Here is a 24,442-nt window from a genome sequence, read left to right on the forward strand (position 1 = left end):
GGACAACTGAGAGCGAAAATGGGAGAACTACCATGCTGATAGACAGACTTGTTGCTACAGCACTTGCAGGCAGCCTTATGCTGTTGGCCGGCGGAGCCGGCGCACAGACAGTGGGACCAAGCGGCGAGACGGCGACACCCAGCGCCGAGGTTAGATTGTCGGACGCAGACCTGGCCGCAGTAAAGGAGAAGGGCTACAAGGCCGCGCTGCTGTGGCACACCTCCTCAGACTTCACCAATGCGGTCACGTCCGGTGCCAAGGATGAATTTGCCCGTGCCGGCATTCAAATCGTCGCCACCACCGACGCGGGCTTTGACGCCGCGCGCCAGCGCAGCGACATCGAAACCGCGCTCGCGGCGAAGCCAAACGTCATCCTGTCCCTGCCCCTCGATCCGGTCACTTCGGCCGAGGCGTTCCGTCAGGCGCTCACCGACGGCACCAAGCTGGTATTCCTTTCCAATCTGCCGAAAGGCTACAAGCACGGAACCGACTATGCCGCCATCGTCACTGACGACCTGTTCCAGATGGGCAAGCAGGCGGCCGATGCACTGGCCAAGGCGCTCGATGGCAAGGGCAAGGTCGGCTACATCTTCCACGACGCCAGTTACTATGTGACGAACCAGCGCGACCAGGCTTTCAAGACAACGATCGAGAAGGATTATCCCGGTATCAAGATCGTCGCCGAGCAGGGGATCTCCGATCCGGCGCGGGCAGAAGAGCTGGCCAGCGCCATGCTCGTGCAGCATCCCGACCTTGACGGCATCTACGTCACCTGGGCCGAACCGGCCGACGGCGTGCTGTCGGCCTTGCGGGCAAGCGGAAACACCAAGACCAAGATCGTTACGCTCGACCTCGCCGAACCGGTCGCGCTCGATATGGTCAAGGGCGGCAACGTGACCGCACTGGTGGCCGACAAGGCGTATGAGCTCGGTCGCGCCATGGCCGCTGTCGGCGTCAAGGCGCTGCTCGGCCAGGAGACGCCGGCCTTCGTCGTTGCCCCGGCGCTTACCGTGACCAAGCAGAACGTTGCGCAGGGCTGGAAGGACTCGTTGAACCGCGACGCGCCGCAATCGGTGCTCGACGCAGCCAAGTGACAGGCGAATGCCCGGCGGCCAATCAGGGCCGCCGACACCATAAAAGCAAGGGGAACTGACATGCGCACAGCAATTGGAATGTTGTCGGCACTGGTAGCGCTCGTCGCCGCCAACGCCTTCGCAGCCGAGGGCACCACCACGGGACCGAACGGGGAAAAGCCGACGCCGGCAAAGAGCGTCGTGCTCACACCAGCTGAGGAGCAGCAGATCAAGGACGGCAAATACACCGCCGCGCTGGTCTGGCATGAGATGAGCGAATACACCAACGCGGTGAACAGCGGCGCCCAGGACGAGTTGAAGCGGCTCGGCATCAGGGTGGTCGCTCAGACCGACGCTGGCTTTGATGCAGCCCGGCAGAAATCCGACGTCGAGACAGTACTCGCCAAAAAGCCCTCGATCATACTGTCCCTACCGGTCGATCCCGCAAGTGCGGCCACCGTCTATGATCCTGCGCGCCAGGCCGGCGTGAAATTGGGATTCGTCGACAATTCGCCGGCAGGCTACGTTCAGGACAAGGACTATGTGACCATCGTTTCGGACGACCTTTTCCAGATGGGCAACAAGGCCGGGATCGCAATGGCCGACGCGCTCGGCAAGCAGGGCAAGGTCGGCTACATCTTTCACGATGCCGATTTCTACGTCACCAACCAGCGCGATGGAGCATTCAAGCACACGATCGAGCAGGACTATCCGGACATGAAGATCGTGGCCGAGGCCGGAATGGCCGACCCCGCGCGCAGCGAGGAAATCGCGCAGGCGATGATCACACAGCACCCAGACCTCGACGGTATCTACGTTACCTGGGCTGAGCCGGCGCTTAGCGTGCTGTCCACATTGCGGGCGGCCGGCAACAGCCACACCAAAATCGTCACGCTCGACCTGAACGAACCGGCGGCATTGGACATGGTGAAAGGCGGCAACGTTGCGGCACTCATCGCAGACGAAGCCTACGACATCGGCGTGACGCTGGCACGCGCCACGGCCGCCTCGTTGATCGGCAAGAAGGCCGCGCCGTTCATCGTGGTCGATTCCCTCGCCGTCACCAAGGACACTGTCAAGGACGGGTGGAAGCGGTCCCTCAACAAGGACGTGCCCGCGACCGTCGCGGCCGCCATGAAGTAGCGGCAGACAATGGCGCCCCGCCGGAGGAAGTGAGAATGTCGAGTATCAACACCAGCCCCGGCCGGGCAGCGAGCTTGGTCAGCCGCTTCAACCTGCAGCAATATGTCGTCTATCTCGGATTTCTGGCGATCTTCCTGTTCTTCGCGATCGTACTGAAGGACAGCGGTTTTCTGACGGTCCGCAACCTGTCGAACATCGTGCTGCAGACAGCACCCGTGACGATCATGGCGATCGGCCTCGTCTTTGTCATGTCGGCGGGCGAGATTGATCTTTCGATAGGTTCGATCGTTGCCGTGGCAGCCCTTGCCGCCGCGGTGGCGATAAACGCCTACGGCTTGTTGGCCGGGGTGCTGGCCGGCCTCGGCGCCGGCCTGCTGATCGGCCTGCTCAACGGCGCCCTCGTGGCTTACGTCAAGTTGCCTTCATTCCTGGTAACGCTGGCGACGCTCGGGTTGTTTGCCGGGGTATCTCGCTCGATGACCGATTTGCGGTCGATCCCGGTCACCAACGACGCCTTCACCGGTTTCTTCGGCTCGGGTTCTTTGCTGGGTGTCCCGTCGTTGATCTGGTGGACGGTCATTGCCGTTGCGATCGCGCATCTCATCTTTCGCGAGACGCGCTTCGGCGCCCATGTGCTGGCCACCGGCGACAACAGCCGTGCCGCCAGTGTTTCCGGCATTAGCGTGGCGCAGATAAGGCTGGCCGTTCTGACCATAAGCGGCGGGCTCGCCGGCCTTGCCGGGCTGCTCTATGCCGGCCGGCTGCAGGCTGCGAAATATACGCTCGGCGAAACCGACCTTATGACGGTGATAGCGGCCGTCATTGTCGGCGGAACCCTGCTTAACGGCGGCAAGGGATCGATTGTCGGTGCGCTGGTCGGCTCGCTGATGATGGGCATGCTGAACAACGGCCTCATCCTGATGGGCCTGTCCGTCTCCGACCAGATGATCGTGCGCGGCTTGATCATTCTTGCGGCGGTCGCCGTATCGCTGCGCGAAAAGTCCCGTTGAAGGAGTTTTGTCATGTTCCTCGATGTTCTGCGGCGCCGCAATCCGAGCTTTATAGAAAGCGCCACGCGCCTGCACCAGGAAGGAAAGCTGCCGGCTAATTCCTATGTGCTCGACCTCGATGCCGTCGAAAGCAACGCTCGGGTCCTGAAGCGCGAGGCCGACCGGTTCGGCCTGAAGATTTTCGCCATGACCAAGCAGGTCGGCCGCGCCAGTTCGTTCTGCCATGCGCTCAAGCGTGGCGGCATCGATCAGGCCGTTGCCGTCGACATGGCCTGCGCGCGGGCAACGCACAGAGCCGGCCTGAGGCTCGGTCATCTTGGCCACCTGCAGCAGATCGCAAGGCACGAGGCCACTGCGGCGGCCAAAACGTTCAGGCCGGACTATTGGACCGTCTTCAACGACACCAAGGCTGAAGAAGCCGCTGCCGGCGCAAGGCTCGCCGGGTACACGCAAAACCTGCTTGCCCGCATCCGCGCCGATGGTGACGTTTTCTACCGCGGCCACGAAGGTGGTTTTGAGGCGGCCGATATCGCCGCGGTCGCCGAAAAACTGGATGGTCTCGAAGGCGCACGGTTCGCTGGTATCACCACCTTCCCGGCGCTGTTGTTCGACCAGACCACGCGAACGGTCCTGCCGACACACAATCTGGCGACACTGGGCAGAGCTGCCGAAGCGCTCGCCAAGTCCGGCCGCAGCAACATAGAGGTGAACGCGCCCGGCACAACGTCGAGTGTCCTGATTGGCGCGCTGGCCGAAGCCGGCGCCACGCAATGTGAACCGGGCAATGGCTTGGCCGGCACCACCGCGCTGCACGTCATGGAGGATCTGCCGGAGCTCCCTGCCGTTCTGTATTTGACCGAGGTCTCGCATTTGTCTGGCGGCAAAGCCTACTGCCTGGGTGGCGGCTTCTATATCGATCCGATCTTTCCGGACTACGAGGTGAAGGCAATCGTGTCCGCAGAACCCACCACGGCCGCCGCCGCGCTTAGAAGCGTCGAGGTGCCGCCGCCTGCGGCAATCGACTATTACGCAATGATTGACGCTAGCGGCGCCAATGCTCCACGCCCCGGCGACACGGCGGTGTTCGGCTTTCGCGGCCAGGCGTTCGTGACCCGCGCCTACGTGGTCGGCATCTCCGGTGTCTCAAAGCGGGCGCCCCAAGTCGAAACGATCGAAAACGGTTTTGGCGAAACCGCTGCCTGGCCTGTCTAGGAGCAAGTGATGAACGCGACCACGACCGGCACGGGCCCTGTTTTGCAGCTGCGCGACATCCGCAAGAATTTCGGCGGCCTCACCGCCATCGAAAATTTCTCGCTCGAGCTCTATCCCGGCGAGATAGTGGCGTTGGTCGGCGATAACGGTGCCGGCAAGTCGACGCTGGTCAAAATCGTGACGGGGGTGCATGCTCCGACATCCGGGACGATCATCATCGAGGGGCAGGCGGTGGCAATGTCGAGCGCCACCATGGCGCGCGCCCACGGCATTGAGGTGGTCTATCAGGACCTGGCGCTCGCCGATCAGCAGACCGTCTACATGAACATGTTTCTTGGCCGCGAGCCGGTGAACCGCTTCGGCCTGCTCGACCGACGCCGGATGATCGACGACACCGAAAAGCTGGTGAAGGATCTCGACGTTCGCATCCCATCGGCTCACGCCACCATCCGCGATCTTTCGGGCGGGCAGCGCCAGGGCGTGGCGATCGCGCGCGCCACGCACTGGGCAAGCAAGCTGATCCTGCTCGACGAGCCAACCGCCGCGCTCGGCGTTGCCGAGACCGCCAAGGTCGAGACGATTGTTCTGTCGCTGAAGCAGCGCAACATTGGCGTGCTGATCATCAGCCACAGCCTCGACCAGGTGTTCAGGCTCTCAGATCGGATCTGTGTTCTGAGACGTGGCAAACAGATCGGCGTGCGCAGGACCAGCGAGACCGACAAGAACGAGATCGTCGCCATGATCACCGGGCTTCAGCACTAGCCCGGTCCGACAGAGGCGCGCCGTTCAGATATTGCGTTACCCGAGCAGCGAGTGGGATGACTTCAGATCCACGATCAGGCCTCGGCCAGAGAATGTCGCCAGCATCAATCTAGAGCGCGCAGATAGCGGATGGGGCGGCCACCGGCAATCCGGTCGGCCGCTGTGGCTATGGAATTGGCGTCAATGCCGAAGTGGCGGTAAAGGTCGCCGATCGTGCCCGACTGGCCAAAATGCTCGACGCCGAGACTGCGCGTGCGATGGCCGTAGACCGAGCCCAACCAGCCGAGCGCGGCCGGATGGCCGTCGGTGACGGTGACGATGGCGCAATGCGCCGGGAGGTCGGCAAACAACCTTTCGACATGGCTCCTGGCGTGAACAAGGCCGCGTTCGCGTGCCCGGCTCGCGGCAGTCCAGCCTGCGTTCAGCCGATCGGCCGAGGTCACCGCCAGGAGACCGACGTCGCGACGGTCCTCCGCCATCATGCCGATAGCCTCGATGGCCTCCGGCGCAACCGCGCCGGTATAGGCAACAATCACTTCGGCATTGGGACCCGGAGGCCGCAGCCAGTAGCCCCCGTCGACGATGTCCTGCTCGAGTACGGGCGTCACGCTACGCGTGATCTGCTCGACCGGGCGCGTCGAGAGCCGCAGATAGACCGAACCGCCCGTCTCGTCGCGCAGCCACGTGCGCTCCGACTGCACGGCGTCGCCGTCGCGCTGCATATAATCCAGCGCAAAGCGCATGATGACGCCCAACTCGTCGACGAAAGCCGGCTCGTAGGCGGCAAGCCCGTCTTGCGCTATGCCGATCAACGGTGTGGCGATCGACTGATGCGCCCCGCCTTCCGGCGCCAATGTGACCCCGGACGGCGTGGCGACCAGCAGGAAGCGCGCGTCCTGATAGCAGGCGTAATTGAGCGCATCGAGACCGCGCTGGATGAACGGATCGTAGAGCGTGCCGATCGGCAGTAGCCGTTTGCCGAAAATCGAATGCGACAGCCCAAGGGCCGACAGCAGGATGAACAGATTGTTCTCGGCGATGCCGAGTTCGATGTGCTGGCCGGAGGTGCCGAATTCCCATTTCTGCGCCGAGGCGATGCGTTCGCTGCGGAAAGTGTCGGCGAGTGACTGACGCGCGAACAGGCCGCGCCGGTTGACCCAGGGGCCGAGATTGGTCGAAACCGTGACATCGGGCGATGCCGTGACGATCGCGTCGGCGAGCGGCCCGCCAGCCCGCGCAATCTCGTCCAGAATTCTGCCGAAGCCGACCTGCGTGGAGACGCTGCCTTTGGCTTCCGCGACGAGACGACCAGGGACCACGATGCGCTGGGCGCGCCGGCGCCGCTGGCCCTTTGCCGCGAACGGAACGGCATCGAGGAACCGTTGCAGCTCCAAATCCCCAACAGGCAATCCCTCGAAGGCGTTCCACTCCCGCCCGTCGCCGACCGACATCGAGGCGCGGAGGACCGCCATCTGATCCCTGGTCATCAGGCCGGCGTGGTTGTCTTTGTGGCCGGCGAGCGGCAGGCCGAAGCCCTTGATCGTATATGCAATGAAGCATGTCGGTCGATCGTTGCCGCGTGCCGTCCCGAAGGCCTCGATCAGGCCTGGTAGGTCGTGGCCGCCGAGATTGGTCATCAGCGCGGCGAGTTCGGCATCGGAGCGCCGGTCGAGAAGCGATGCCAGGCCCGGCTTGTCTCCGATGTCGGCGATCAGGCGCTTGCGCCAAGCGGAGCCGCCCTGATAGGTCAGCGCCGAATAGAGCTGGTTCGGGCAGGCGTCGATCCAAACCTTCAGCGCCTCGCCCCCCGGTTCGGTGAAGGAGGCTTCGAGCAGCGAGCCGTATTTCAGGATCACGACGTCCCAGCCGAAATTCCGGAAAATGTTTTCGAAGCGTTCCCAAAGGCCTTCGCGAACCACGGCATCGAGGCTCTGTCGGTTGTAGTCGACGATCCACCAGCAGTTGCGCAGGCCGTGTTTCCACCCTTCGAGCAGCGCCTCGAAGATGTTGCCTTCGTCCATCTCGGCGTCGCCGATCAGCGCCACCATGCGGCCTTCGGGCATGCTTTCGTCGCGGGTGCTGAGATAATCCTGCACAAGGGAGGCAAACAGCGTCTGCGCGACACCGAGCCCAACTGAGCCGGTGGAGAAATCGACGTCGTCGACATCCTTGGTCCGCGACGGATAGCTTTGCGCGCCACCGAAGGCGCGAAACCCTTCGAGCTTCTCCCTCGTCTGATTGCCCAGAAGATACTGGATAGCGTGAAACACTGGCGAAGCATGCGGCTTCACCGCGATGCGGTCGTCCGGCCTCAGCACCGAAAAATAAAGCGCGGTCATGATCGTCACAAGCGAGGCCGAGGACGCCTGGTGTCCGCCAACCTTCAAGCCGTCCGTGTTTTCGCGCAGGTGATTGGCGTTATGGATCATCCATGTCGACAGCCAGAGCACCTTTTTCTCCAGCGCCGAAAGTGCCTCCAGTTTTTGTTTGTCCATGCTGCAAGACTCCCGGTTGCGATCGTCGCAATCATAGGGCTGAGCAAGAACCGATTGTCGCTAAACTTGCATGAGATTGGCAGCTGCGTTAGCTGGTTTCGCCAATATCGACCAATGGAGTAACGTTCCATGCCAAAAACTCGACTAGACAGTATCGACCGAAAGATCATTGCTGCGCTGCAGGTCGATGGCAGGATGACGGCCCAGCAGCTTGCCGAGCGGGTCGGCCTTTCGGCCTCCCCCTGCGCCCGCCGGGTCCGGCTGATGGAGGATATGGGCGTGATCACCGGCTATGCCGCCCTGATCGACCAGGACATGGTCGATCTGCCGATCTCGGTGTTTGCCTCGATCAAGCTTGAGCGCCAGCGCGAGAACGAGCTGAAGCGGTTCAACGCGGCAATCGCGCGCTGGCCGGAGGTGGTCGATTGCTATCTGATGACTGGCCAGCGCGACTATCTGCTGCGTGTGGTGGTGCGCGACCTGCACGCCTATGAGCGCTTCCTGAAGGAAAAGCTGACGCGGCTCGATGGCGTCTCCTCCATCGAGTCCAGCTTCGCGCTTGCGCAGATCAAGCGGTCGAACCGGCTGCCGGTCGAGACATGATTTTTTCCAAACGTTGGCCAGTCAATCGCTTAGTTTTCGGTTTCGAACAGCACGATTTCGCCCGGTGGTGACTGGAGCGGCCGATTTTGCGACTAGCGTTATGGCTGAAAGGTGGATGCGCATTCGCCGGCATCCACCAACTTGTCCGCCAGGCAGCATGTCGTTCCAGGCGTAACGCCCAGCGACGGCCTACGGTCAGGCCAGCTGCTTGATTGGCGTGTCGGCCCAAAGCACGGGGTCGGTTATGCGGTAGAATTGTCGCGTCGCGGCCAAGGCAGACGGGCCGACGTCCACCATCACGCCGATGATGGTCATGTCATCGCACTTGAATGAAGACCCAAGCTGCTTTGGGCACCAGCCGATCGATGCCAAGCGGTCGAACCAGTAGTCCTCACAGACGATCGTCAGATTGCCTATGCCTCTTTGAATGCAGAATTCCAGAATTCCGCAGTAGATCACGCCGGCGGCCTGGGAGGGTCGACCAGGCTCGCGAAAATCCCGGGCCACGAAAAATCTCGTCCACTCATAGATATCGGGTCGGCGCGGAACGCCACCATCGGCAAGTTGCGGAAAGATTTCGCTCATCAGATGCGGTCTGAGGCTCGGCACCAGGCGGGATCCGGCAACGACACCTCTTCCCGGCTGGATGCCGAGCAGATGAATCGCCTCGGATGTATCAAACGGGTCGATCTCGCGACTGTCGGGGCGCCTCAGCTCATGCCAGCCACGTTCATCGACATAGATTTCATGTCTCAGGCGGAAGTAGCTGTCGAGATCCTCTCGATAGGCAAAGCAGTTTGACGCGTCGACGACATGGACCTGAATCATTGTGGTTCCTCGAGATGGAACCCCATCCGACCACGCGACGATTGCCCGTGAAATACCCAGATCTGAGGATGGATCAAAGCTCGATTTCGTGCCTGCGAAAAGCCTCGACGATCGCGTGCACAACGTTGGCGGTGCTGAGCTTCTGCTTGATGTTGCGCAGGTGGGTCGTCACAGTGTTTTCCGAGATGCCAAGTATTCGGGAAACCTCCCATGCGGTCTTTCCTCCCGCGACCCACTGCAGGATTTCACGCTCTCGTTGGGAAAGCTTTTGTCTCGGCCGCCTGCGCGAGTTGCCAACGAGGCGTTCGGCAGCCGAATAGGCATGGCGCGCAAGGGCATGAATGGTGCAGCGCACCGTCGGCGCCAAATCAATTTCATTTCCAGCAACCGTTACACAGGCCGGATCGCCAAACGCAGCCTGGATCGGGATGCAAATCCCGTCGCAAAGCCCAAACTCTTTCGCTTCATCCATCACCCTCCTGGCATTTCCGTCCGTCAAGCCGTGATGGACGTCCCGCCAAAGGAAGGGCCCGATCGCACCACGGCACAAAGCAACACAAGGGTCATGGCGATAGTGTCCGGCAGCCATGTAGCGGTCGTACCATTCCTGCGGCCAACCGTTGACAAGGATGTGTCCATCCAGCGATCCGGTGTCCTGGCGTGGCAATTCGGTGACGAGACAGGCTGCGTAGCCGTGACGTTCGATGCTCTTGCGCAGTTGCCGGATGATCTCGGCGGCGCTGGTTGCACGGTCAATCAGCGCGGTTGCTTCAAAGATTTGCGTTAACTGGTGCTGTAAGACGCTCCCATGAACTGCCGGCATTTCACGCCCCTTCAATGTACTGAGACAAAGAAAGAATAAATGAGTTGGCCCCGACCGCAACATGCGGCATGACGTTTGACTACTATAGTAGGTGGCACTAAAGGGCGCGTTCTGACTGCCTCGCAGCATGAGGCTGAGGTCGGTTTTTGCTCGCAATCTGAGGTTGCTTCGCCAGGGCACCGGCTTGTCGCAGGAACAGCTCGCGGACCTTGCCGGCCTTGATCGAAACTATGTCGGCAAGCTCGAGCGGGAGGAGAACTCACCGACCCTCGATACATTGGAGGTACTGGCGTTGGCATTGCAGGTTGACGTGGAGAAGCTCGTCCGTCGCAACTCGCCGTGATCCACCGGCCAAGAGGCCGCGGGAGGATCAGGATTTTCTGCTGCGCCGCCCACGTTGCACCACAGCTGGGGCGTCTTTGCCTGGCCGTTTGGTCAATTCCTCGATGTCGACGCTTAATGCGGTGGCAAGCTTTGCAAGCGACAGAAGTGTGGGGTTGCGCCGGCCGGACTCCAGACCACTCAGGTAGGCGCGCGTGAACCCTGAACGGAACGACAGTTCCTCCTGAGAGAGGGCTTGTGCGCGCCGAATCCTCTGTACGTTCAAGCCGACAACCACCCGTAGGTCCATGAGGGCATGGTCGTCGCTGCGTACACTTTAGGACGACACACTATAGTGAACATTCGGCATTGACAGACGCCGCCATTGCTGCTTTTCTCATCATATTACGGAACGCCATTCCGAAATAAGGAACGTCAGTGACAGGAAATCTTTCGTTGGAACGTGGGCTTGCGGTTCTCAATGTCCTCAAGGAAGCGGACGAAGCTGTCGGGGTGCGCGAACTAGCCCGCCGGCTTGAGCAGAGTGCTCCCGCCGTGCAGCGAATTCTGAATACCCTGGCAGAGCAGGGCTATGTCGAGCAGTCGCCAGACTCGCGGCGCTACCGGCTGGGTCACTCCGTGCTGGCGCTGGCGCGGAAGGTCCTGGGCAGAGATCGCCTGGTTGGTTTGGCTGAAATCGAACTGCAGGCGCTGGCCGCCGAAGGGTGCTTCAACGCATTCCTCGGTATCAGGCGGGGCAGCTGCGGAATTTATCTCTTGACAGTGCAAAGCAAGAGTCCGGTCGTCATTCGTTCTTCACCTGGCGAGACCTTCCCCTTGCATTCCACCGCGTTGGGCAAGGCGCTCCTGATGGAGCTGAGCGGCGAGGCGGTCATTGGGATTCTTGGACGAGGTCCACTGGAGCAGGTTGCCGCACGCACAGTCACCGATCCGCACAAGCTCGTTGCTCAAATCAGAGCGTCCGAGCCCATTGGTTACACAACATCCCTGGACGAGAACTTTACCGGGCTGATTGCGGTCGGCGCACCGCTTCGAGATGCATCAGGCACAATCATCGCGGCGATAAGTGCGGCCTACCCCCGGTCAGTGGGACCGCATGTGGAGATTGCTGAGATTGGAGAGGCAGTAATGGCGGCTGCGGCGCGCATTTCCGCCGGTCTCGGCTTTCTGGAAGCAAAACAGGCACGGGATTCCCATCATGCTGCTTAACGAAGCGCGCCTGAAACAATGCATGACGGCAGCCGGGCTTGACGCAATTATAGCGACTGCCCCGGAAAACGTGACCTATATGAGCGGCTTCTGGGCTCTGCCGCAATGGATCCGTCGCGGCCCGCAGGCTTATGTGGTGTGGCCGGCTCCTGACAAGGGCACGCCTGAAATCATCGCCAGCTCCAGCACCCTCGACCTCGTTGCCGATCAGGAACTGTGGGTAAGCAAGGTTCGGCGCTATGGCGACTTTTACGCCAATGTCGGTTCCTCGGCCACCGTGGACCTCGCCAATGAACGACACCTCCAGCTTCGAGACCTGCCGAGGCATGGCGATGCCATTGCGGCTTTGGTCGCCGCATTGGAGGAAGCCAAGCTCACCCGTGGGCGGATCGGCATAGACGAGGCGGGACTCGCGCCAGGATACCAGGAAACCCTCAGAGCCCATTTTCCCAATGCGTCGTTCCTACCAGCCACCGCATTGCTTCGCGAGGTTCGTGCCGTAAAAACGGCAGATGAAATCGAACGGCTCGGCCAAGTTGCCCAGATTGCCGAACGCTCCATTCAAGCAGCACTCGGCGTTGCTCAGGAAGGCGCCACCGAAGCAGATCTGGCGCGCGCTTTTCATGTCAGGACGGTCGAGGAAGGCGCCCTGCCCGTATTGGGATGCATCGGCTTTGGCGAGCGCAGCGCGCTCATGAACGTCCAGCCGTCTGACCGCAGGTTGCGCGCTGGGGAAATCATCCGCTTCGACGTCGGTGGCCGGTTTCGGCACTACCGCGCCGACATTGCCCGCATCGCCGCGCTGGGCGAGCCGCCGCCGCAGGCGCATCGGCTTCAGCAGGCGCTGCTGCGCGGCGTTCAGCATGCCTGCGACATTATCCGGCCGGCATGGCAGCAGCACAGCTCTTCGAGACGGTCGTGCGTGTGGTGAAGCGCGAAGGAATTGCCCACTACCAGCGCGATCACGTCGGACATGGCATCGGCCTTGATGGTTATGATGCGCCGACGCTCTCGGCGCGCAGTACAGACATCCTTGAAGAAGGAATGGTGCTGTGCGTGGAGACCCCCTACTACGAAATCGGCCGCTGGGGACTCCAGGTGGAGGACATGGTGGTTGTTCGCCAGCGCGGAGTGGAGCGGCTGACGCAGACGCACGATGCAATCACCCGGGTGCCGTTATGAGCCGCGCGGCAGGGTTTTCCTGTATTCGATGCGGCGCCTTGTTCCGGATCGATACCAAAATCGACTCACGCGGCTGCCCGATATGCTGTGCCGAAGCACCGGCCAATCTTAAGGTCGCCTACGATCCATCCGGAGCTACATCGGCCGCTTCCGCAGCGGGTGCCGCCCTGCCCTCGCTCTGGCGCTATGCCGACATGCTTCCTTGTGGACTCAGCGATGCAATCTCCTTGGGCGAGGGCCTGACGCCGTTGCTGAGCGCCGAGAAGCTGGGAAAGCAGCTCGGCGTCCCCAAGCTTCTTATCAAGGACGAGGGCGCAAACCCTACCTGGTCCCACAAGGACCGCTTCTCGACCGTGGCGGTGTCGATGGCACGTTTGAGTGGCGCACGCGTGGTGGCGACTGCTTCGTCGGGGAACGCCGGGGCCTCACTTGCCGCCTATGCTGCACGGGCGGGCCTGAAATGCGTCGTTGTCACATTCTCAGGCACCGCCGGCGCAATGTTGGCGCAGATCCGCAAATACGGCGCAAGCGTCGTATCCCTGGCCGACAAGTCCCATCGCTGGCCATTGCTTGCCGCTGGTACCGAGCGCCTCGGATGGTTTGCAACATCACCGTTTCACAGCCCCGTGGTGGGCAGTCATCCTGTCGGGATCGAGGGCTACAAGACCCTGGCTTACGAAATCGTCGAACAAATGCACGGTGCCGTGCCGGACTGGTGCGCCTTGCCTGTTTGCTATGGGGACGCGCTTGCCGGGCTGTGGGCCGGATTTAAGGACCTTCTTAGCCAAGGCAAGATCGAGCGGTTGCCGAGACTCGTGGCGGCGGAAGTGCATGGATCTTTGGCCAGAGCCCTTGCCGGCAAGGGAGATCTGGTTGCCGAAGTCCCCGCAAGCTTCAACACGCTTGCCATCTCGATCGGCACCACACGAAGCACGTTTCAGGCGCTCAACGCCCTGCGTGAATCTGGCGGCACGGCAATGCCGGTCGGCAATATCGGCTTGATAGCCATGCAGCAGCAGCTTGCGGCCACCGAGGGTGTTTTTGCCGAGCTTGCCTCGGTGACGCCATTTGCAGCTATCGAATCCTTGAGGCGAGAAGGCACCATCGCGCGGTCGGACAGCGTCGTTGCCATCGTGACAGCGAGCGGCCTCAAGGATTTGGATCGTTCGACCGGCGCGGGCCAAGCACAACAATCGTTTCGGTCAGTTGCCGAAGCGTGGGAACACCTTGCCCAGGACAGCGACTATTTCACGCCCTCTGATGAACAACGCGCGGCCAAGATGTCCTGAAGAGAAGATAGAGACGATCATGAACAGATACGACTTCTGATCGACTGATGATCTCGTCCGCCACTGGACGTAATTGCGACTTCCAAAAGCTATCCACGAGAGGCAAATTCAACTCGCTTAGCGAGCGGAACCTCGATTCAAACATGATGAAAGGGGAATTTTCATGCTTCGCAAAACACTCATCGGCTGGCTCGCAGCCCTCAGTGTCGCAATGGCAACTCAGACGATGGCTGAGGAAACGCTCAGAGTCGGCGTCACGCCAACCGGAGTGCCGTTCACGTTTGTCGACACCGCAACCCAAAAGCCGACAGGCGCGATGGTCGATCTGGCAAGTGCGATTGCCGCGAGCCTTGGTACGACCGCCGATTTTCAAATAAACGCTTTTCCAGCCCTGATCCCGGCATTGACGACCGACAAAATCAATCTGATTTCCGCCAGCATGTTCATAACGGACAAACGAAAGCAGGTGATCGATTTCAGCACGCCGGTTTACGCGTATGGCGAGGCGATGTTTGTTGCTGCCGGCGATAGCAAAAACTACACGATCGAGGAGCTCAGAGGTGCGACCGTCGGGGCGCAGATCGGCTCGACCTACGCTGACGCTCTGGAAGCGCTTGGCGTCTTCGGTCAAGTCAAGCTCTACGACTCAATCGCTGACATGATGCGCGATGTGGTTCTGGGCCGCATCAAGGCCGGTTTCGGTGACGCCCCGATCGTCGCATATCAGCTTTCAAAGAATCCCGACCTGGGTGTTCGCCTCGTCGACGGCTATCAGCCGATGAAAAAAGGCGAGGTCGCGTTGGCGGTTGCCAAGGAAAATCCACTGCTTCTCGAAAAGGTGAATGCCTCCATCGCCAAGCTGAAGGAAAGCGGCGAATTAAGCCGAATATTTGCCAAATATGGCCTTTGAGGCCAACCCGCACTGACCTCGACAGAAGCGCCGGCTGGCAGGACCAAAGGATCGCATCGGAATGACCGGCTTTGACGGCCGGGGTACGTGCCAAGAGGAAGCCGGCCATGACCAAATTCATCGCGCATGCAACGGAATATCTGCCGCTTCTTCTTAACGGCGTTTGGCTGACCGTCATGATAACCTTTCTTGCGCTGTGTCTTGCGACGGCGCTCGGCCTTGTCTGGGCGCTGTTCAGGACATCGGGGATACGCTGTGTCGCCGTGCCGACGCGGCTACTTGTCGACTTCGTGCGCGGCATACCACTGTTGGTGGTTCTCTTTTATATCTACTTTGTCGCGCCGGAGATCGGCATCAACCTGACTGCGCTCCAGGCTGGCACGATCGGGCTGGGGCTGGCTCACTCCTGCTATCTCGGGGAAACTTTCCGGGCTGGCATCGAGGCGGTCGATAAGGGTCAGGTCGAAGCGGCAAAATCGATCGGAATGAAGCGTCCGTTGATGATGCGCCGCGTCGTGCTGCCGCAGGCATTCAAGATTATCCTGCCGCCTTACGCCAACAACATGGTCATGCTGCTGAAGGACTCCTCGCTTGTGTCGGTGATTTCGGTTCAGGAGCTGACCATGCAAGGCAAGATGCTTGCGTCGTCCACATTCGACAACATGACAGTTTTTACCTTGGTGGCACTGCTTTACCTGTGCCTGACGGTTCCGCTGAACTTGTTTATGCGCAGAGTCGAAAGCTATCTTGGGGCGGCGGGATGATCACCTTTGACAACGTGCACAAGTCCTTCGGTGCCCACGAAGTCCTCAAGGGGATCAACGCCGAGATCGCCAAAGGACAGGTCGTATGTCTGATTGGGCCCTCGGGTTCCGGCAAATCGACGCTTCTACGATGTGTGAACGGGCTTGAGACCTATCAGCGCGGTCGCATCAGCATCGACGGCACCGTGGTCGATGCCGCCTCGCCCCAGGTTCACGCCATCTGCGCCCGCGTTTCCATGGTTTTCCAACGTTTCAACCTGTTTCCGCACCGCACAGCCCTGGAAAATGTCATGGAAGGGCCGCTCTACGTACTGAAGGAAAATAGGAAGCAGGTCCGGGAGCGGGGCACGGCATTGCTCAATCGCGTCGGCTTGGCCGATAAGACGAATGCCTATCCCGCGTCATTGTCGGGCGGCCAACAGCAGCGCGTGGCCATCGCCCGCGCCCTGGCGATGCGCCCACAGGCCATTCTTTTCGACGAGCCCACCTCCGCACTTGACCCGGAAACGGTCGGCGAGGTCCTGCAGGTCATGCGCGCGCTCGCACACGAGAACATGACCATGCTCGTGGTTACGCACGAAATTCAGTTCGCCCGCGAGGTTTCCGATAGTGTCCTCTTTCTCGACGGCGGCCGGATCGTCGAGCAAGGTCCGGCCAAGGAGCTCCTTCGACACCCGAAGCACGAACGCACTAGGGATTTTCTTCACCGGGTGATGCACCCCGTCTGACTCTTGGCCGGTGCTGCCTTGTCGCGTCAAAGCTCTGAATTCAGACCTGTCGCTCCGCCGGGGACGAGCCCTCAAACTCTGCGAGAACGGCGCTTAGAGTTCTACGGTCCCAAGGAAATCTGGTCCATGCCGTCTCCTCGGCCGGGTGAATTCGCTTGAGAACTGTTGGCTCAAGTGGAATTGAGATTGGCCAGTCCTTCAAGCCGGCGAGCCAATCCGGGTTATAGACTGTATCGGAGTGACGATGCCCTTCATCTGGCATTATGACGACGGTGGAGGCTTCGGGATTTTGCTTGGCGAACCATGCGCCGACCAGGGCTGCGGCGCCGCTGGTCGGGCCCATGAACAGCCCGTGATCGCGAAAAAGCCCATGCGCCATGGCGTAAGCTGGTAATGCGCCCACCCAATGAATATCGTCGATCATCTCATGTCGAACATTGTCCGGCAAAACGCTGTTGCCGAGCCCGCGCAGCATGCGCCTTCCGACAGGCTGGCCGAAGAGCATGCTTCTGTGGGTATCGACAGCAATCATCCTGAGATCTGGAAAGAGCTCACGAAGGAAACCTCCGGTTCCACACAGCGATCCCCCTGTTCCCACGCAGCCGACGAGGCAATCGACGCGGCCGAGTGAACGAACAACGAGATCCGCCAGGCGCGCGTAGGCAAGCCGGTTTTCCGGACTGTCGTACTGTCGTGGCCAATACGTGTCCGGGTTATCTTGCAAGGTCTTCTGAAGGTACTCGAGCCGACCACGCTGATTGCCGTCTCCCTGAGGATCATCGATGGCCATCACTTTGGCACCGAGCTGTTCCAGCCGTCTCTTGAGTTTCACGTCGATGAGGCTGGAGGCCGTGACGAGCGTAAGCCCATACCCACGGGCGGCAGCTAGCATGGCGATGGCCAGGCCGAACGTGCCCGACGTCGTTTCAATGATGTGCCCACCGCGCTTAAGGCGTCCTGATGCTTCTGCACGGTCCACCATGAATCGGGCGGGCAGCAGCTTCATGAGGGAAAAGCAGGCGACGTTGAGGTTAGGCGCGAGCTGGGCAAATCGCGGTGTTTCATAGGCGCGTAAGTAGTCTTCACCTGCGCTCACTGGATTACTCTCGTTTCGGCGTTAAGGCCAAATGTATGAACATCTGTGAAGCCTGCGCCCCTCAACTGCCTTGCGAGTTCGACGGCGCGCATGGCGGGTCGCGGTGCGGCAGCATCCAGGAGGATGCCGATCAAAGTGCCACTGTGAGCCACTTGCACGCCGCATGCGTCATGCCCGCGCGCTATGTCCAGAACAGTGTTGAAAGCTGCCTTCGGCAGATACCTCTGACTTATCCTGGCGCTGATGGTTGCGACACGTCCAAGCAGGCGGGGATCTTGTTGCCTAATTGAGCGACACGCCAATCCGCGCAGAACACGGAAGACTCCGATTTCCTCACTATCGTAGCGTGCTCGTCGCATGCCCAGCGTGTCGATGGGCCGGGCACTGCCGTCCCTGAAACCCACAACGAGAAAGGGCGGGAACTCGCCTCCGAAATGTTCGATTGTACGGCCTTCCCGGTGAGCGAAGAGGAGAGCTTGGTCGCAGTAGGCGATGGCGTCGCTTGCGCCTTCCGCGGCCACCGCCAGTCGCGCAACAGTTGACTGGCGCAGCGTGACGCGCGCCGAAGCCGCGACCGCGCGGATCGACGCAATGACGTCTGCCGTAGAGGAACCGTAGCCGTGCCCTATCGGGATAGAGCTTTCGATCGTCAATTCTCCCCCTCTTCCAGCTACCCCGACATGCTCGAGCGTGAGGGCCGCCGCGCGCGCCGCCTTGATCCGGTTTGCGGGTCGCGGCCGAATGCCATCTTGTTCATCCGGCCAGAAGGTCACTAGCGACTCTTGCGACGTCAGCGGAAGCGTGACGAGTCCGCGACAAAGCCGTCCGTTTTCCGCTTCAAAGACGCCTTGGAGGAATTCCCCGTGATGGGCGTGTGCCCGACCGACTCCTACCACCAGAGGCCACGCGACAGTCTCGCAATTGATGTTGCTCGAATGTGTCTGCTGGCCGGATCTCGGTGTGCTTGTCTGTATCACCGCATCATCTCCTCACCATGGCATTGGGCGATGATGCGTGCGACTGACCCGTGCTGTCACTCGCCAAATCTTGGTAGTGCCATTGGCAAGCACATCGTGCAAAGATACGGACAAGATTACCCCACCAATTGGAGCCTCCAATACTGGACTAAACACAGCAGCACACGTTTCGGGAACGGTTGGCCATGCGCCAAGTAATCCGAAACGAGTGCGGCCATGCACGGTGTTTTCAGTATTGTTCTTCTAAGGAGGGTTGGACTGCCCACCCTTTGTCAATACTGAGATCTGGCGATAGTCCGCAGCGGCCAAAAGCGCTCAAACGCGTTTTGTCGCCAACTTGACTTTGAGCAGAGATGCGGAGCTCCGTCCAACTCGCGACCCTCAATTATGCACTTGTGGTCGCGGAGGAGGGCAGCTTTCTTCGCGCCTCGCGACGCGCAGGGATCGATCACTCCGCCGTCAGCCGGCGCATACGCGATCTCGAATACGCCATGGGAACGAGGATTTCGCCGCCATGCCCGCGACATCGGCCCAACCCCGGCAGGCGAGCGCTTTCCTGGAGCGTCCGCGCTCCGTGCTGCTCGAGCTTGATGATACTCTCACTCTGGCCAGGACCGCCACCAAAGATGAACATGAAAGCTTTCCATCGGCTCCAACGGAATCATCCTCGCCGGGCGAGGCTTGGATGCAATCATCGAGTTCGGGCAATCTCATGCAAATGTGACCGTCAGCTTGATAGAGAGTTCTTATCCTTCGCCGAAGGCTGCTCTGGGTGCCACCCAGGCCGACGTCGTCGTGTCCTTCTCCTCCCGATTCACCGGCGGCGCATGCGAACTGACACTGTGGAAAGACACTCTGGCTGTCGTTCTTGCTTCAAATCATTCTCTCGCAAGCCATTCCGTGATCGAGTGGCAGGATCTGGACCAAGAGACGTTGCTCGTCCGCAGAGGCGAAGCATTTCTGCTCGCCGACGCTGTTGGACGCGGCGTGCAGCATCCTCCAATCCTCGAACATCACGTCAGTGCAGGCATCTTTGCACCTCGTCGGAAACGGGCTTGTAGTCGCTCTGATCCACGACCGAGATGCCGACAGGGTTCTTAAAGATGCGATCTGTCGTAAGCTGCGGATCGGGGCAAACCAATTCAGATCTCCAGTTTAGCCCGTTGGCGACCCGACAACGCCAATCCTGCCTTACCGATCTTCGTCGCGTTCCTGCGCGATCGGTATTCGTCCTGACAGTTATCCGACCGTCATGGTCGGACAATCAACCCGGTTTCAGAGTCCGTCGTGCCTTGGCGAATGCTCTGTTTATTGTGATGAACCGGGTCAGCATCGGGGGGATCGGTTCCGGGCCAATCTCACAACTAAGGCGTCGGCGCCTTTTAACGCCCTTGCCTCTGCGCGTCTTGCACGGCTGGGCTGCCGGTTTCCTTGCAAAACTGGAACTGTACTCCATAATTGCAAGGATAATTGGACGCCGCATCAGCATAGAACTCACCGAGACGCTGGACAGCATGCCCGCTGTTGCGCTGCTCGGGCCGCTTCAGGTCGGCAAGACAACCCTGGCGCCGGAAATAGCCGAACGGCGTCCTTCGATCTACCTTGACCTCGAGTCGGACGCCGACCGCGCACGGCTTGCCGAGCCGGAGCTTTTATTTGGCCGAGCATCAGGACAAGCTGGTTATGCTCGACGAGGTCCACCGGCTACCGAACCTGTTCCAGAACTGCGCGGGCTGATCGACCGCGGTCGGCTTGGCGGTCGCAAAGCCGGCCGCTTCCTGCCAAAATCTAATGCTTGGCACCCAACTAAACTGCCGCTCAGAGGTGGACAGCGGCTGTTCGTTTTGTCCACCCGAACGGGCAAGGAGCGCCATGTTCAGACATTCGCGGTGCTTCTCCAGAGCGGACGTTAGCTCATCGGTAGGAGTCGACCTGCGGACCATGCCTGATGGTAGGTGTAAGGGAACGGCGTGACCCCATGCGATGAAGCGGCGGTAGGCCGCCGCTCCGAATTTGAGCGGCCCGTCCGGCAACGCTATAATTGACCGGCAGGGGACATTATCGATGACGCAAATCAGAGCCATGACTGAGCAGGACGTGCCGTCGGTATCGCTGCTCATTGGAGAGTCTTGGCGCAGGACGTACTCGCCAATCATGGGTGCCGAGACCGCGGCCCGGATTTCGGATGAAGATCACACGCTGCAGCGGATTGCGGCGAAACTGACAGACACCAACAAAATGTCGTTCGTGGCAGAACGGCCAGACGGCTCGATTGCCGGCTACGCGATGGCTAAGATGAATGAAGCCGGCGACGTCATGCTTGACGGGCTCCACATCGATCAAAGCGAGTACGGCACCGGGCTAGCCGCTAATATATTGCACGCTGTCTTTGCCGCCCATTCCGGCATCCCGAGCATCGCACTCGAAGTGCTCGAGGGAAACGACCGGGCAATGGCCTTTTACCGCAAACATGGTTCGAAGTGATCGATCGCAGGGCCGCGTCGCACGGTGCAGAAGGCCATGCATCGTTGATTATGCGCAAACTGCTATCTCGCGCCTAGTCGGAACTCGCGCATCGAACAGTACATCACGTCTTCCGTCCCCAGCGCACCGGCGGCCTCCCCGCTCGCAATCCAAATAGACGTCTTTCAGCTGTTTGATTGGCATGTCAGCGTGAGCGAACGCGAGATCCTGAGCGTCAGAAGCCGACAATGAAGCCGGACTGATTGCGATCAGCACGGTGCCGAGCGTCACAGACGCGAGGGACTTAACAACTGACATGATCATTTTGAGATCCTCCCCAGCTCCCGTCGGTCAACATTCAGTCCTTGGGGTCGCAGGTGTAGTGCCGTTCGAAGGTCCCGTCCGCGCGCCGCTGCTTGTCGAAGCCGCGATGTAAGGCTCGATCGCGCGCTCGTGGACCAGCCAAAGGGGATCTCGGCCGAGGCGTAGCCACTGCCGGCGGCCAACCGTTTCGGGATCGAGGCCGAAGCGATCCTGGTGCGCTCGATCGTCGTGCCGGCCGCGCCTGCCTCCGCATGACGGATGGCGCGGCTTCGCAAATCGCACATGATTTCGTCACGTGAGATGCCGATGTCGCCAAGGACGTCATCGGGTAAACGGCTCAACTGGTCCGTTGCCGACAAGAGAGCTTTTCGCTCGGCGCGGAGGCGTAACCACCTGCGAAATGGACCAATGGCGGCAGCATGAATTATAACCATGATCAGATCGTCCCTTCATTGATCTGAATTGACCGGTACGGAACGGCGCGAACGGCACTCCCGGCGAGAGCGTCAGCCGTCCGCGAGGCAAATTAGGCGTAGTGGTCGATGGATTGGTTTTGCCGCGGCGTGCCCATACGGCGGGCGGTGGCTGGCCCCGGGCCACGCATGTAATAAAGCTCCGGGCGGTAGCGCGGCGCGACGAATTTGCGAAACCCCGCAGCAAGTTTTGTGACGGGAGCCAAGAATTTCATGACTGTTCCCTTTCCCTTCGCCGGCTTGCACACGAGCCGGCGGGCCTGACGTTGCAACAAGGATATGACAGTCGAACCAGGCTCGGCTGTGGGAATTCCCACACCGGGGAAAACATTGGCGAAATCCGCTCCCAGTTTGCATCCCGGAAAGCGGGGCCCGCGGCCATCAAATTTCCTTGGATAGGGAGTAAGGTGAAGTACCCTTGATTGAACAAGAGACCGTTGTGACAGGCTCTCTGGCCTTCATCTCAAGACTTTGCGATGCCGACCTCGCCGCGCTGACCAAACGGTGGCATGAGCGCAGCTATCGACACAACGAGCTAATCATTTCCCACGGCGACACTGGTCGCGATGTCTTCTTCCTGCTGGAAGGACGGGCTCGCGTGACACTGGTTTCAGCGGACGGCAGGGAGATAGCGTATCGCGATGTCGAACCGGGTGACATTTTCGGGGAGCTCGGAGGCATTGACGGGATTGCACGCTCTGCCAGCGTAGTCGCGCTGGAGGCAACCCGCGCTGCACGGCTGTCCGGCACAGCATTCCGGGATATCGTGATGACCCACCCGACTTTTGCCTGGATGCTGCTTGAGCATCTGTCTGCCCAGCTCCGGCGCATGACCGAGCGGGTATTCGAATACAGCACTCTGGTCGTGCGAAAACGGCTGATCGTCGAGCTCCTGCATCGGGCGGAGAAAGCCGCACTCGTGGACGGCGAGGTGTCCATAAGCCCGGCACCGACGCATTCCGAGCTGGCGGCAACGATGAGCACGCACAGGGAAGCGGTCTCGCGCGAAATGAGCGACCTCGCCAAGAGAGGCCTGATCGAAAAGCGCGGCAGCAGGTTATTGCTGCATGACGTCTCGGCACTACGGGCGCTGGTCGACAAGAAGGAATAGCGAAGGCTGTCGCTGCGGCGGGGGGCACCGCACGTTTCATACTCCTCGGCCGCAAGTGATTATTCCTTCCGGCAAACCGGGCAACCTAGCGTGCCAGCGCGCGGGTCGGGCTTTGATCGCTTCACCCCTTGCAAGAATCATGACTCGGCTTCTTGATGCGGGCACGGCGTTATCCCCAGCCTGCTTGCAGACTTACAAGGGCGGATCGAAGGGTGAAGCCGCATGGACGTTAAATACCAGATCTTCGTCAGCTCGACCTATGCCGATTTGGTGGACGAAAGACGGTCGGTCATCGAGGCCGTTCTTAACCCTCGGGCATATTCCTGTGGGGATGGAGGCATTCCAAGCCAGCGACGACACTCTTTGTCATCCCGGCCGGTGCGGACGAAGCGTTCGAGGCTTCGTTGCAGGACATGATCGCGAACCGGCCAGAGATGGGTGCGTGGACCTGGCGGGTCGGTGACGGGGAGATGCCGGCCCTTCCATAGGCTGGGACGACATCTCAGATTTCCATCGATGTCGTGAATCGATTGTCGGCTATCGATTCAGACAATGCGTTGGACAAGGATCCCCGCTGTCTTGGACCATGACGCTATGGTGAGGGGTGATCAGCGATCGTCTTTTTCGGTGAGCATGCTGCGGGTTTACCGCCGCCGAGGCGCACGTCTTCGAGCAGATCGCTGCCGGCAGGACGACGCTGGAGACGCCAGCGGCGCTTGGGATCCGGCGCACGACCGTTAAGACACATCTCGAGCACATCTTCCTCAAGACGGGAGCAAGCCGCCAGGCCGATCTCATCAAGCTCGCCCACTCGCTGGCTATACCGCTGTAATAGCCTCTGCAATTGGTGTGTGATGTCGGAACGGATCGCAGGCGGACTCTGCGGCGGGCGTCTTCTTGGAACCGGCAACCACTGCGGCCACGTCGCGCGGCGGACACTGTCTGCGTGTCAGCAAGGTCCGGTTCGGGTCACGGAGCGACGCTTCATGCCGGCGCCGCTCCGCGTAGCCTATAGTTCGACTTGCTCGGAAATCGCCAGCGCGTCATCGACCTCTATCCCGAGGTAGCGGACGGTGCTCTCCAGCTTCGTGTGACCGAGTAGCAGCTGGACGGCGCGGATGTTGCCCGTTTTCTTGTAGATTTGTGATGCCTTTGTCCGCCTCATTGAGTGCGTACCATATCGTTTCGGGTCGAGGCCGATGCTGGCCACCCATCTGCCTACGATCCTCCCATACTGCCTCGTAGACATGTGCGGCTTAGCGCGAACCCGGCTGGGGAAAAGGAAATCCCTTTCGGTCAGGCCTCGGCCTGCGATCCATGCACCGACGGCCGCGCGTGTCTGCTCCGTGATCTCGAACTGCACTGGCCGCCCTGTCTTCTTCTGTACGATAACCGCCCGATCACGCACGCTACCCGAAAGGGCGACGTCTCCGACGGTGATCGTAACCAGGTCGCAACCGCGCAGCGTGCTGTCGATCGCGAGATTGAACAGCGCAAGATCGCGTTCTGCGCCTGATACCTGCAGTCGCGTCCGGATGCTCCAGACTTCTCGTGGCTTGAGCGGAGGCTTCTGGCCAACAATGTGGCCTGGGTTCCAACTAGGCATGGTCCTTCTCCCATGCCGC

Annotated in this window: 25 protein-coding genes and 3 pseudogenes; 20 read left to right on the plus strand and 8 right to left on the minus strand. The window is 60.6% G+C overall.

Translation table 11 applies throughout. The annotated features are described in order from the left end of the window. Window positions 1-32 precede the first annotated feature (32 nt). From NKI16_RS16940 to NKI16_RS16960, 5 genes are read left to right on the plus strand one after another with little or no spacing between them, the layout of a single operon-like run. Window positions 33-1,094, plus strand: coding sequence for a substrate-binding domain-containing protein (locus tag NKI16_RS16940; protein ID WP_352621947.1), 1,062 nt, complete (start codon window positions 33-35; stop codon window positions 1,092-1,094). A gap of 60 nt (window positions 1,095-1,154) precedes the next feature. Next, window positions 1,155-2,216 (plus strand): substrate-binding domain-containing protein, encoded by a 1,062-nt coding sequence (locus tag NKI16_RS16945; RefSeq protein ID WP_352699545.1) that lies wholly within the window; start codon window positions 1,155-1,157, stop codon window positions 2,214-2,216. A 35-nt stretch (window positions 2,217-2,251) separates the two neighbouring features. Next, window positions 2,252-3,226 carry an ABC transporter permease gene (locus tag NKI16_RS16950; RefSeq protein WP_352621950.1) on the plus strand — a complete coding sequence of 325 codons (975 nt, stop codon included), beginning with the start codon at window positions 2,252-2,254 and terminating at the stop codon, window positions 3,224-3,226. Window positions 3,227-3,238: 12 nt separating this feature from the next. Beyond that, window positions 3,239-4,438, plus strand: coding sequence for an alanine racemase (locus NKI16_RS16955; protein WP_352923432.1), 1,200 nt, complete (start codon window positions 3,239-3,241; stop codon window positions 4,436-4,438). Window positions 4,439-4,447: 9 nt separating this feature from the next. Then, on the plus strand, window positions 4,448-5,200 hold the full coding sequence (locus NKI16_RS16960) for an ATP-binding cassette domain-containing protein (RefSeq protein ID WP_352699541.1): 753 nt from the start codon (window positions 4,448-4,450) through the stop codon (window positions 5,198-5,200). Between the two features lie 104 nt (window positions 5,201-5,304). Here the strand turns inward: NKI16_RS16960 and NKI16_RS16965 are convergent, their stop codons facing one another. Then, window positions 5,305-7,695 carry a thiamine pyrophosphate-binding protein gene (locus NKI16_RS16965; protein ID WP_352699539.1) on the minus strand — a complete coding sequence of 797 codons (2,391 nt, stop codon included), beginning with the start codon at window positions 7,693-7,695 and terminating at the stop codon, window positions 5,305-5,307. A 129-nt stretch (window positions 7,696-7,824) separates the two neighbouring features. Between NKI16_RS16965 and NKI16_RS16970 the strand changes: the two genes are divergently transcribed. Next, the gene (locus NKI16_RS16970; RefSeq protein ID WP_352756207.1) at window positions 7,825-8,298 is read left to right on the plus strand and encodes an Lrp/AsnC family transcriptional regulator; all 474 of its coding nucleotides are present in this window, start codon (window positions 7,825-7,827) and stop codon (window positions 8,296-8,298) included. Window positions 8,299-8,493: 195 nt separating this feature from the next. Here NKI16_RS16970 and NKI16_RS16975 read toward each other — a convergent pair whose 3' ends face one another. Further along, window positions 8,494-9,249 carry an acyl-homoserine-lactone synthase gene (locus NKI16_RS16975; RefSeq protein ID WP_352923435.1) on the minus strand — a complete coding sequence of 252 codons (756 nt, stop codon included), beginning with the start codon at window positions 9,247-9,249 and terminating at the stop codon, window positions 8,494-8,496. Beyond that, window positions 9,200-9,949 (minus strand): autoinducer binding domain-containing protein, encoded by a 750-nt coding sequence (locus NKI16_RS16980; RefSeq protein WP_352756209.1) that lies wholly within the window; start codon window positions 9,947-9,949, stop codon window positions 9,200-9,202. Before NKI16_RS16980 ends, NKI16_RS16975 begins: the two co-directional genes overlap by 50 nt. Window positions 9,950-10,076: 127 nt before the next feature. On the opposite strand from NKI16_RS16980, the gene NKI16_RS16985 reads away from it, so the two are divergent. Then, window positions 10,077-10,292 carry a helix-turn-helix domain-containing protein gene (locus NKI16_RS16985; RefSeq protein ID WP_352756210.1) on the plus strand — a complete coding sequence of 72 codons (216 nt, stop codon included), beginning with the start codon at window positions 10,077-10,079 and terminating at the stop codon, window positions 10,290-10,292. A 27-nt stretch (window positions 10,293-10,319) separates the two neighbouring features. Here the strand turns inward: NKI16_RS16985 and NKI16_RS16990 are convergent, their stop codons facing one another. Continuing rightward, entirely contained in the window at window positions 10,320-10,580 is a 261-nt protein-coding gene (locus NKI16_RS16990; RefSeq protein ID WP_352638213.1) for a helix-turn-helix domain-containing protein, read from the minus strand. A gap of 128 nt (window positions 10,581-10,708) precedes the next feature. On the opposite strand from NKI16_RS16990, the gene NKI16_RS16995 reads away from it, so the two are divergent. The 6 genes and pseudogenes from NKI16_RS16995 to NKI16_RS17020 all read left to right on the plus strand — a co-directional run bounded on the left by NKI16_RS16995 (window position 10,709) and on the right by NKI16_RS17020 (window position 16,373). Further along, window positions 10,709-11,500, plus strand: a complete 792-nt coding sequence (locus NKI16_RS16995; protein WP_352458027.1) for an IclR family transcriptional regulator — start codon at window positions 10,709-10,711, stop codon at window positions 11,498-11,500. A 22-nt stretch (window positions 11,501-11,522) separates the two neighbouring features. Beyond that, a pseudogene (locus NKI16_RS17000) lies at window positions 11,523-12,682 on the plus strand (M24 family metallopeptidase). Next, window positions 12,679-13,971, plus strand: coding sequence for a threonine synthase (locus NKI16_RS17005; RefSeq protein WP_352458029.1), 1,293 nt, complete (start codon window positions 12,679-12,681; stop codon window positions 13,969-13,971). Before NKI16_RS17000 ends, NKI16_RS17005 begins: the two are co-directional and overlap by 4 nt. Window positions 13,972-14,134: 163 nt before the next feature. After that, window positions 14,135-14,881, plus strand: a complete 747-nt coding sequence (locus tag NKI16_RS17010) for a substrate-binding periplasmic protein (protein WP_352458030.1) — start codon at window positions 14,135-14,137, stop codon at window positions 14,879-14,881. Window positions 14,882-14,988: 107 nt separating this feature from the next. Further along, window positions 14,989-15,645, plus strand: coding sequence for an amino acid ABC transporter permease (locus NKI16_RS17015; RefSeq protein WP_352458031.1), 657 nt, complete (start codon window positions 14,989-14,991; stop codon window positions 15,643-15,645). After that, window positions 15,642-16,373 carry an amino acid ABC transporter ATP-binding protein gene (locus tag NKI16_RS17020; RefSeq protein WP_352923439.1) on the plus strand — a complete coding sequence of 244 codons (732 nt, stop codon included), beginning with the start codon at window positions 15,642-15,644 and terminating at the stop codon, window positions 16,371-16,373. Before NKI16_RS17015 ends, NKI16_RS17020 begins: the two co-directional genes overlap by 4 nt. Window positions 16,374-16,413: 40 nt before the next feature. On the opposite strand, the gene NKI16_RS17025 is transcribed toward NKI16_RS17020, so the two are convergent. Together NKI16_RS17025 and NKI16_RS17030 are read right to left on the minus strand one after the other, a co-directional pair. Further along, window positions 16,414-17,469 (minus strand): cysteine synthase family protein, encoded by a 1,056-nt coding sequence (locus tag NKI16_RS17025; protein ID WP_352923442.1) that lies wholly within the window; start codon window positions 17,467-17,469, stop codon window positions 16,414-16,416. Then, complete coding sequence (locus NKI16_RS17030) at window positions 17,466-18,242, minus strand: GHMP family kinase ATP-binding protein (protein WP_352923445.1); 777 nt, start codon at window positions 18,240-18,242, stop codon at window positions 17,466-17,468. Before NKI16_RS17030 ends, NKI16_RS17025 begins: the two co-directional genes overlap by 4 nt. 557 nt (window positions 18,243-18,799) lie before the next feature. Between NKI16_RS17030 and NKI16_RS17035 the strand changes: the two are divergent. The 4 genes and pseudogenes from NKI16_RS17035 to NKI16_RS17050 all read left to right on the plus strand — a co-directional run. After that, a pseudogene (locus NKI16_RS17035) lies at window positions 18,800-18,937 on the plus strand (helix-turn-helix domain-containing protein); the annotation flags it as partial. Between the two features lie 154 nt (window positions 18,938-19,091). Beyond that, window positions 19,092-19,547 carry a LysR substrate-binding domain-containing protein gene (locus tag NKI16_RS17040; RefSeq protein ID WP_352699746.1) on the plus strand — a complete coding sequence of 152 codons (456 nt, stop codon included), beginning with the start codon at window positions 19,092-19,094 and terminating at the stop codon, window positions 19,545-19,547. Window positions 19,548-19,738: 191 nt separating this feature from the next. Then, window positions 19,739-20,359 carry a hypothetical protein gene (locus NKI16_RS17045; RefSeq protein WP_352842416.1) on the plus strand — a complete coding sequence of 207 codons (621 nt, stop codon included), beginning with the start codon at window positions 19,739-19,741 and terminating at the stop codon, window positions 20,357-20,359. 151 nt (window positions 20,360-20,510) lie between these two features. After that, entirely contained in the window at window positions 20,511-20,930 is a 420-nt protein-coding gene (locus NKI16_RS17050) for a GNAT family N-acetyltransferase (protein ID WP_352756224.1), read from the plus strand. Between the two features lie 829 nt (window positions 20,931-21,759). Here NKI16_RS17050 and NKI16_RS17055 read toward each other — a convergent pair. Further along, entirely contained in the window at window positions 21,760-21,921 is a 162-nt protein-coding gene (locus NKI16_RS17055; RefSeq protein WP_167522729.1) for a hypothetical protein, read from the minus strand. 224 nt (window positions 21,922-22,145) lie between these two features. Here NKI16_RS17055 and NKI16_RS17060 point away from each other — a divergent pair, with 224 nt between their 5' ends. The 3 genes and pseudogenes from NKI16_RS17060 to NKI16_RS17070 all read left to right on the plus strand — a co-directional run. After that, window positions 22,146-22,817, plus strand: a complete 672-nt coding sequence (locus NKI16_RS17060; RefSeq protein WP_029356805.1) for a Crp/Fnr family transcriptional regulator — start codon at window positions 22,146-22,148, stop codon at window positions 22,815-22,817. Between the two features lie 222 nt (window positions 22,818-23,039). Then, window positions 23,040-23,234, plus strand: a complete 195-nt coding sequence (locus NKI16_RS17065; RefSeq protein WP_352458912.1) for a DUF4062 domain-containing protein — start codon at window positions 23,040-23,042, stop codon at window positions 23,232-23,234. A 238-nt stretch (window positions 23,235-23,472) separates the two neighbouring features. Then, window positions 23,473-23,649, plus strand: a pseudogene (locus NKI16_RS17070) (LuxR C-terminal-related transcriptional regulator); the annotation flags it as partial. Window positions 23,650-23,826: 177 nt separating this feature from the next. Here NKI16_RS17070 and NKI16_RS17075 read toward each other — a convergent pair. Beyond that, window positions 23,827-24,423 (minus strand): tyrosine-type recombinase/integrase, encoded by a 597-nt coding sequence (locus NKI16_RS17075; protein ID WP_352699515.1) that lies wholly within the window; start codon window positions 24,421-24,423, stop codon window positions 23,827-23,829. Window positions 24,424-24,442 lie beyond the last annotated feature (19 nt).

It is taken from the genome of Mesorhizobium sp. M0698 (assembly GCF_040320455.1).
Taxonomy (GTDB): Bacteria; Pseudomonadota; Alphaproteobacteria; order Rhizobiales; family Rhizobiaceae; genus Mesorhizobium.

Bases quoted from the DNA above. Each gene is read 5' to 3' on its own strand.
- NKI16_RS16955 (WP_352923432.1), top strand. From the start codon at position 3,239: ATGTTCCTCGATGTTCTGCGGCGCCGCAATCCGAGCTTTATAGAAAGC.
- NKI16_RS16965 (WP_352699539.1), bottom strand. From the start codon at position 7,695: ATGGACAAACAAAAACTGGAGGCACTTTCGGCGCTGGAGAAAAAGGTG.
- NKI16_RS17055 (WP_167522729.1), bottom strand. From the start codon at position 21,921: ATGAAATTCTTGGCTCCCGTCACAAAACTTGCTGCGGGGTTTCGCAAA.
- NKI16_RS16990 (WP_352638213.1), bottom strand. From the start codon at position 10,580: ATGGACCTACGGGTGGTTGTCGGCTTGAACGTACAGAGGATTCGGCGC.
- NKI16_RS16960 (WP_352699541.1), top strand. From the start codon at position 4,448: ATGAACGCGACCACGACCGGCACGGGCCCTGTTTTGCAGCTGCGCGAC.
- NKI16_RS17010 (WP_352458030.1), top strand. From the start codon at position 14,135: ATGCTTCGCAAAACACTCATCGGCTGGCTCGCAGCCCTCAGTGTCGCA.
- NKI16_RS17050 (WP_352756224.1), top strand. From the start codon at position 20,511: ATGACGCAAATCAGAGCCATGACTGAGCAGGACGTGCCGTCGGTATCG.
- NKI16_RS16985 (WP_352756210.1), top strand. From the start codon at position 10,077: ATGAGGCTGAGGTCGGTTTTTGCTCGCAATCTGAGGTTGCTTCGCCAG.
- NKI16_RS17005 (WP_352458029.1), top strand. From the start codon at position 12,679: ATGAGCCGCGCGGCAGGGTTTTCCTGTATTCGATGCGGCGCCTTGTTC.
- NKI16_RS16945 (WP_352699545.1), top strand. From the start codon at position 1,155: ATGCGCACAGCAATTGGAATGTTGTCGGCACTGGTAGCGCTCGTCGCC.
- NKI16_RS17065 (WP_352458912.1), top strand. From the start codon at position 23,040: ATGGACGTTAAATACCAGATCTTCGTCAGCTCGACCTATGCCGATTTG.
- NKI16_RS16980 (WP_352756209.1), bottom strand. From the start codon at position 9,949: ATGCCGGCAGTTCATGGGAGCGTCTTACAGCACCAGTTAACGCAAATC.
- NKI16_RS16950 (WP_352621950.1), top strand. From the start codon at position 2,252: ATGTCGAGTATCAACACCAGCCCCGGCCGGGCAGCGAGCTTGGTCAGC.
- NKI16_RS16940 (WP_352621947.1), top strand. From the start codon at position 33: ATGCTGATAGACAGACTTGTTGCTACAGCACTTGCAGGCAGCCTTATG.
- NKI16_RS17075 (WP_352699515.1), bottom strand. From the start codon at position 24,423: ATGCCTAGTTGGAACCCAGGCCACATTGTTGGCCAGAAGCCTCCGCTC.
- NKI16_RS16970 (WP_352756207.1), top strand. From the start codon at position 7,825: ATGCCAAAAACTCGACTAGACAGTATCGACCGAAAGATCATTGCTGCG.
- NKI16_RS17015 (WP_352458031.1), top strand. From the start codon at position 14,989: ATGACCAAATTCATCGCGCATGCAACGGAATATCTGCCGCTTCTTCTT.
- NKI16_RS17020 (WP_352923439.1), top strand. From the start codon at position 15,642: ATGATCACCTTTGACAACGTGCACAAGTCCTTCGGTGCCCACGAAGTC.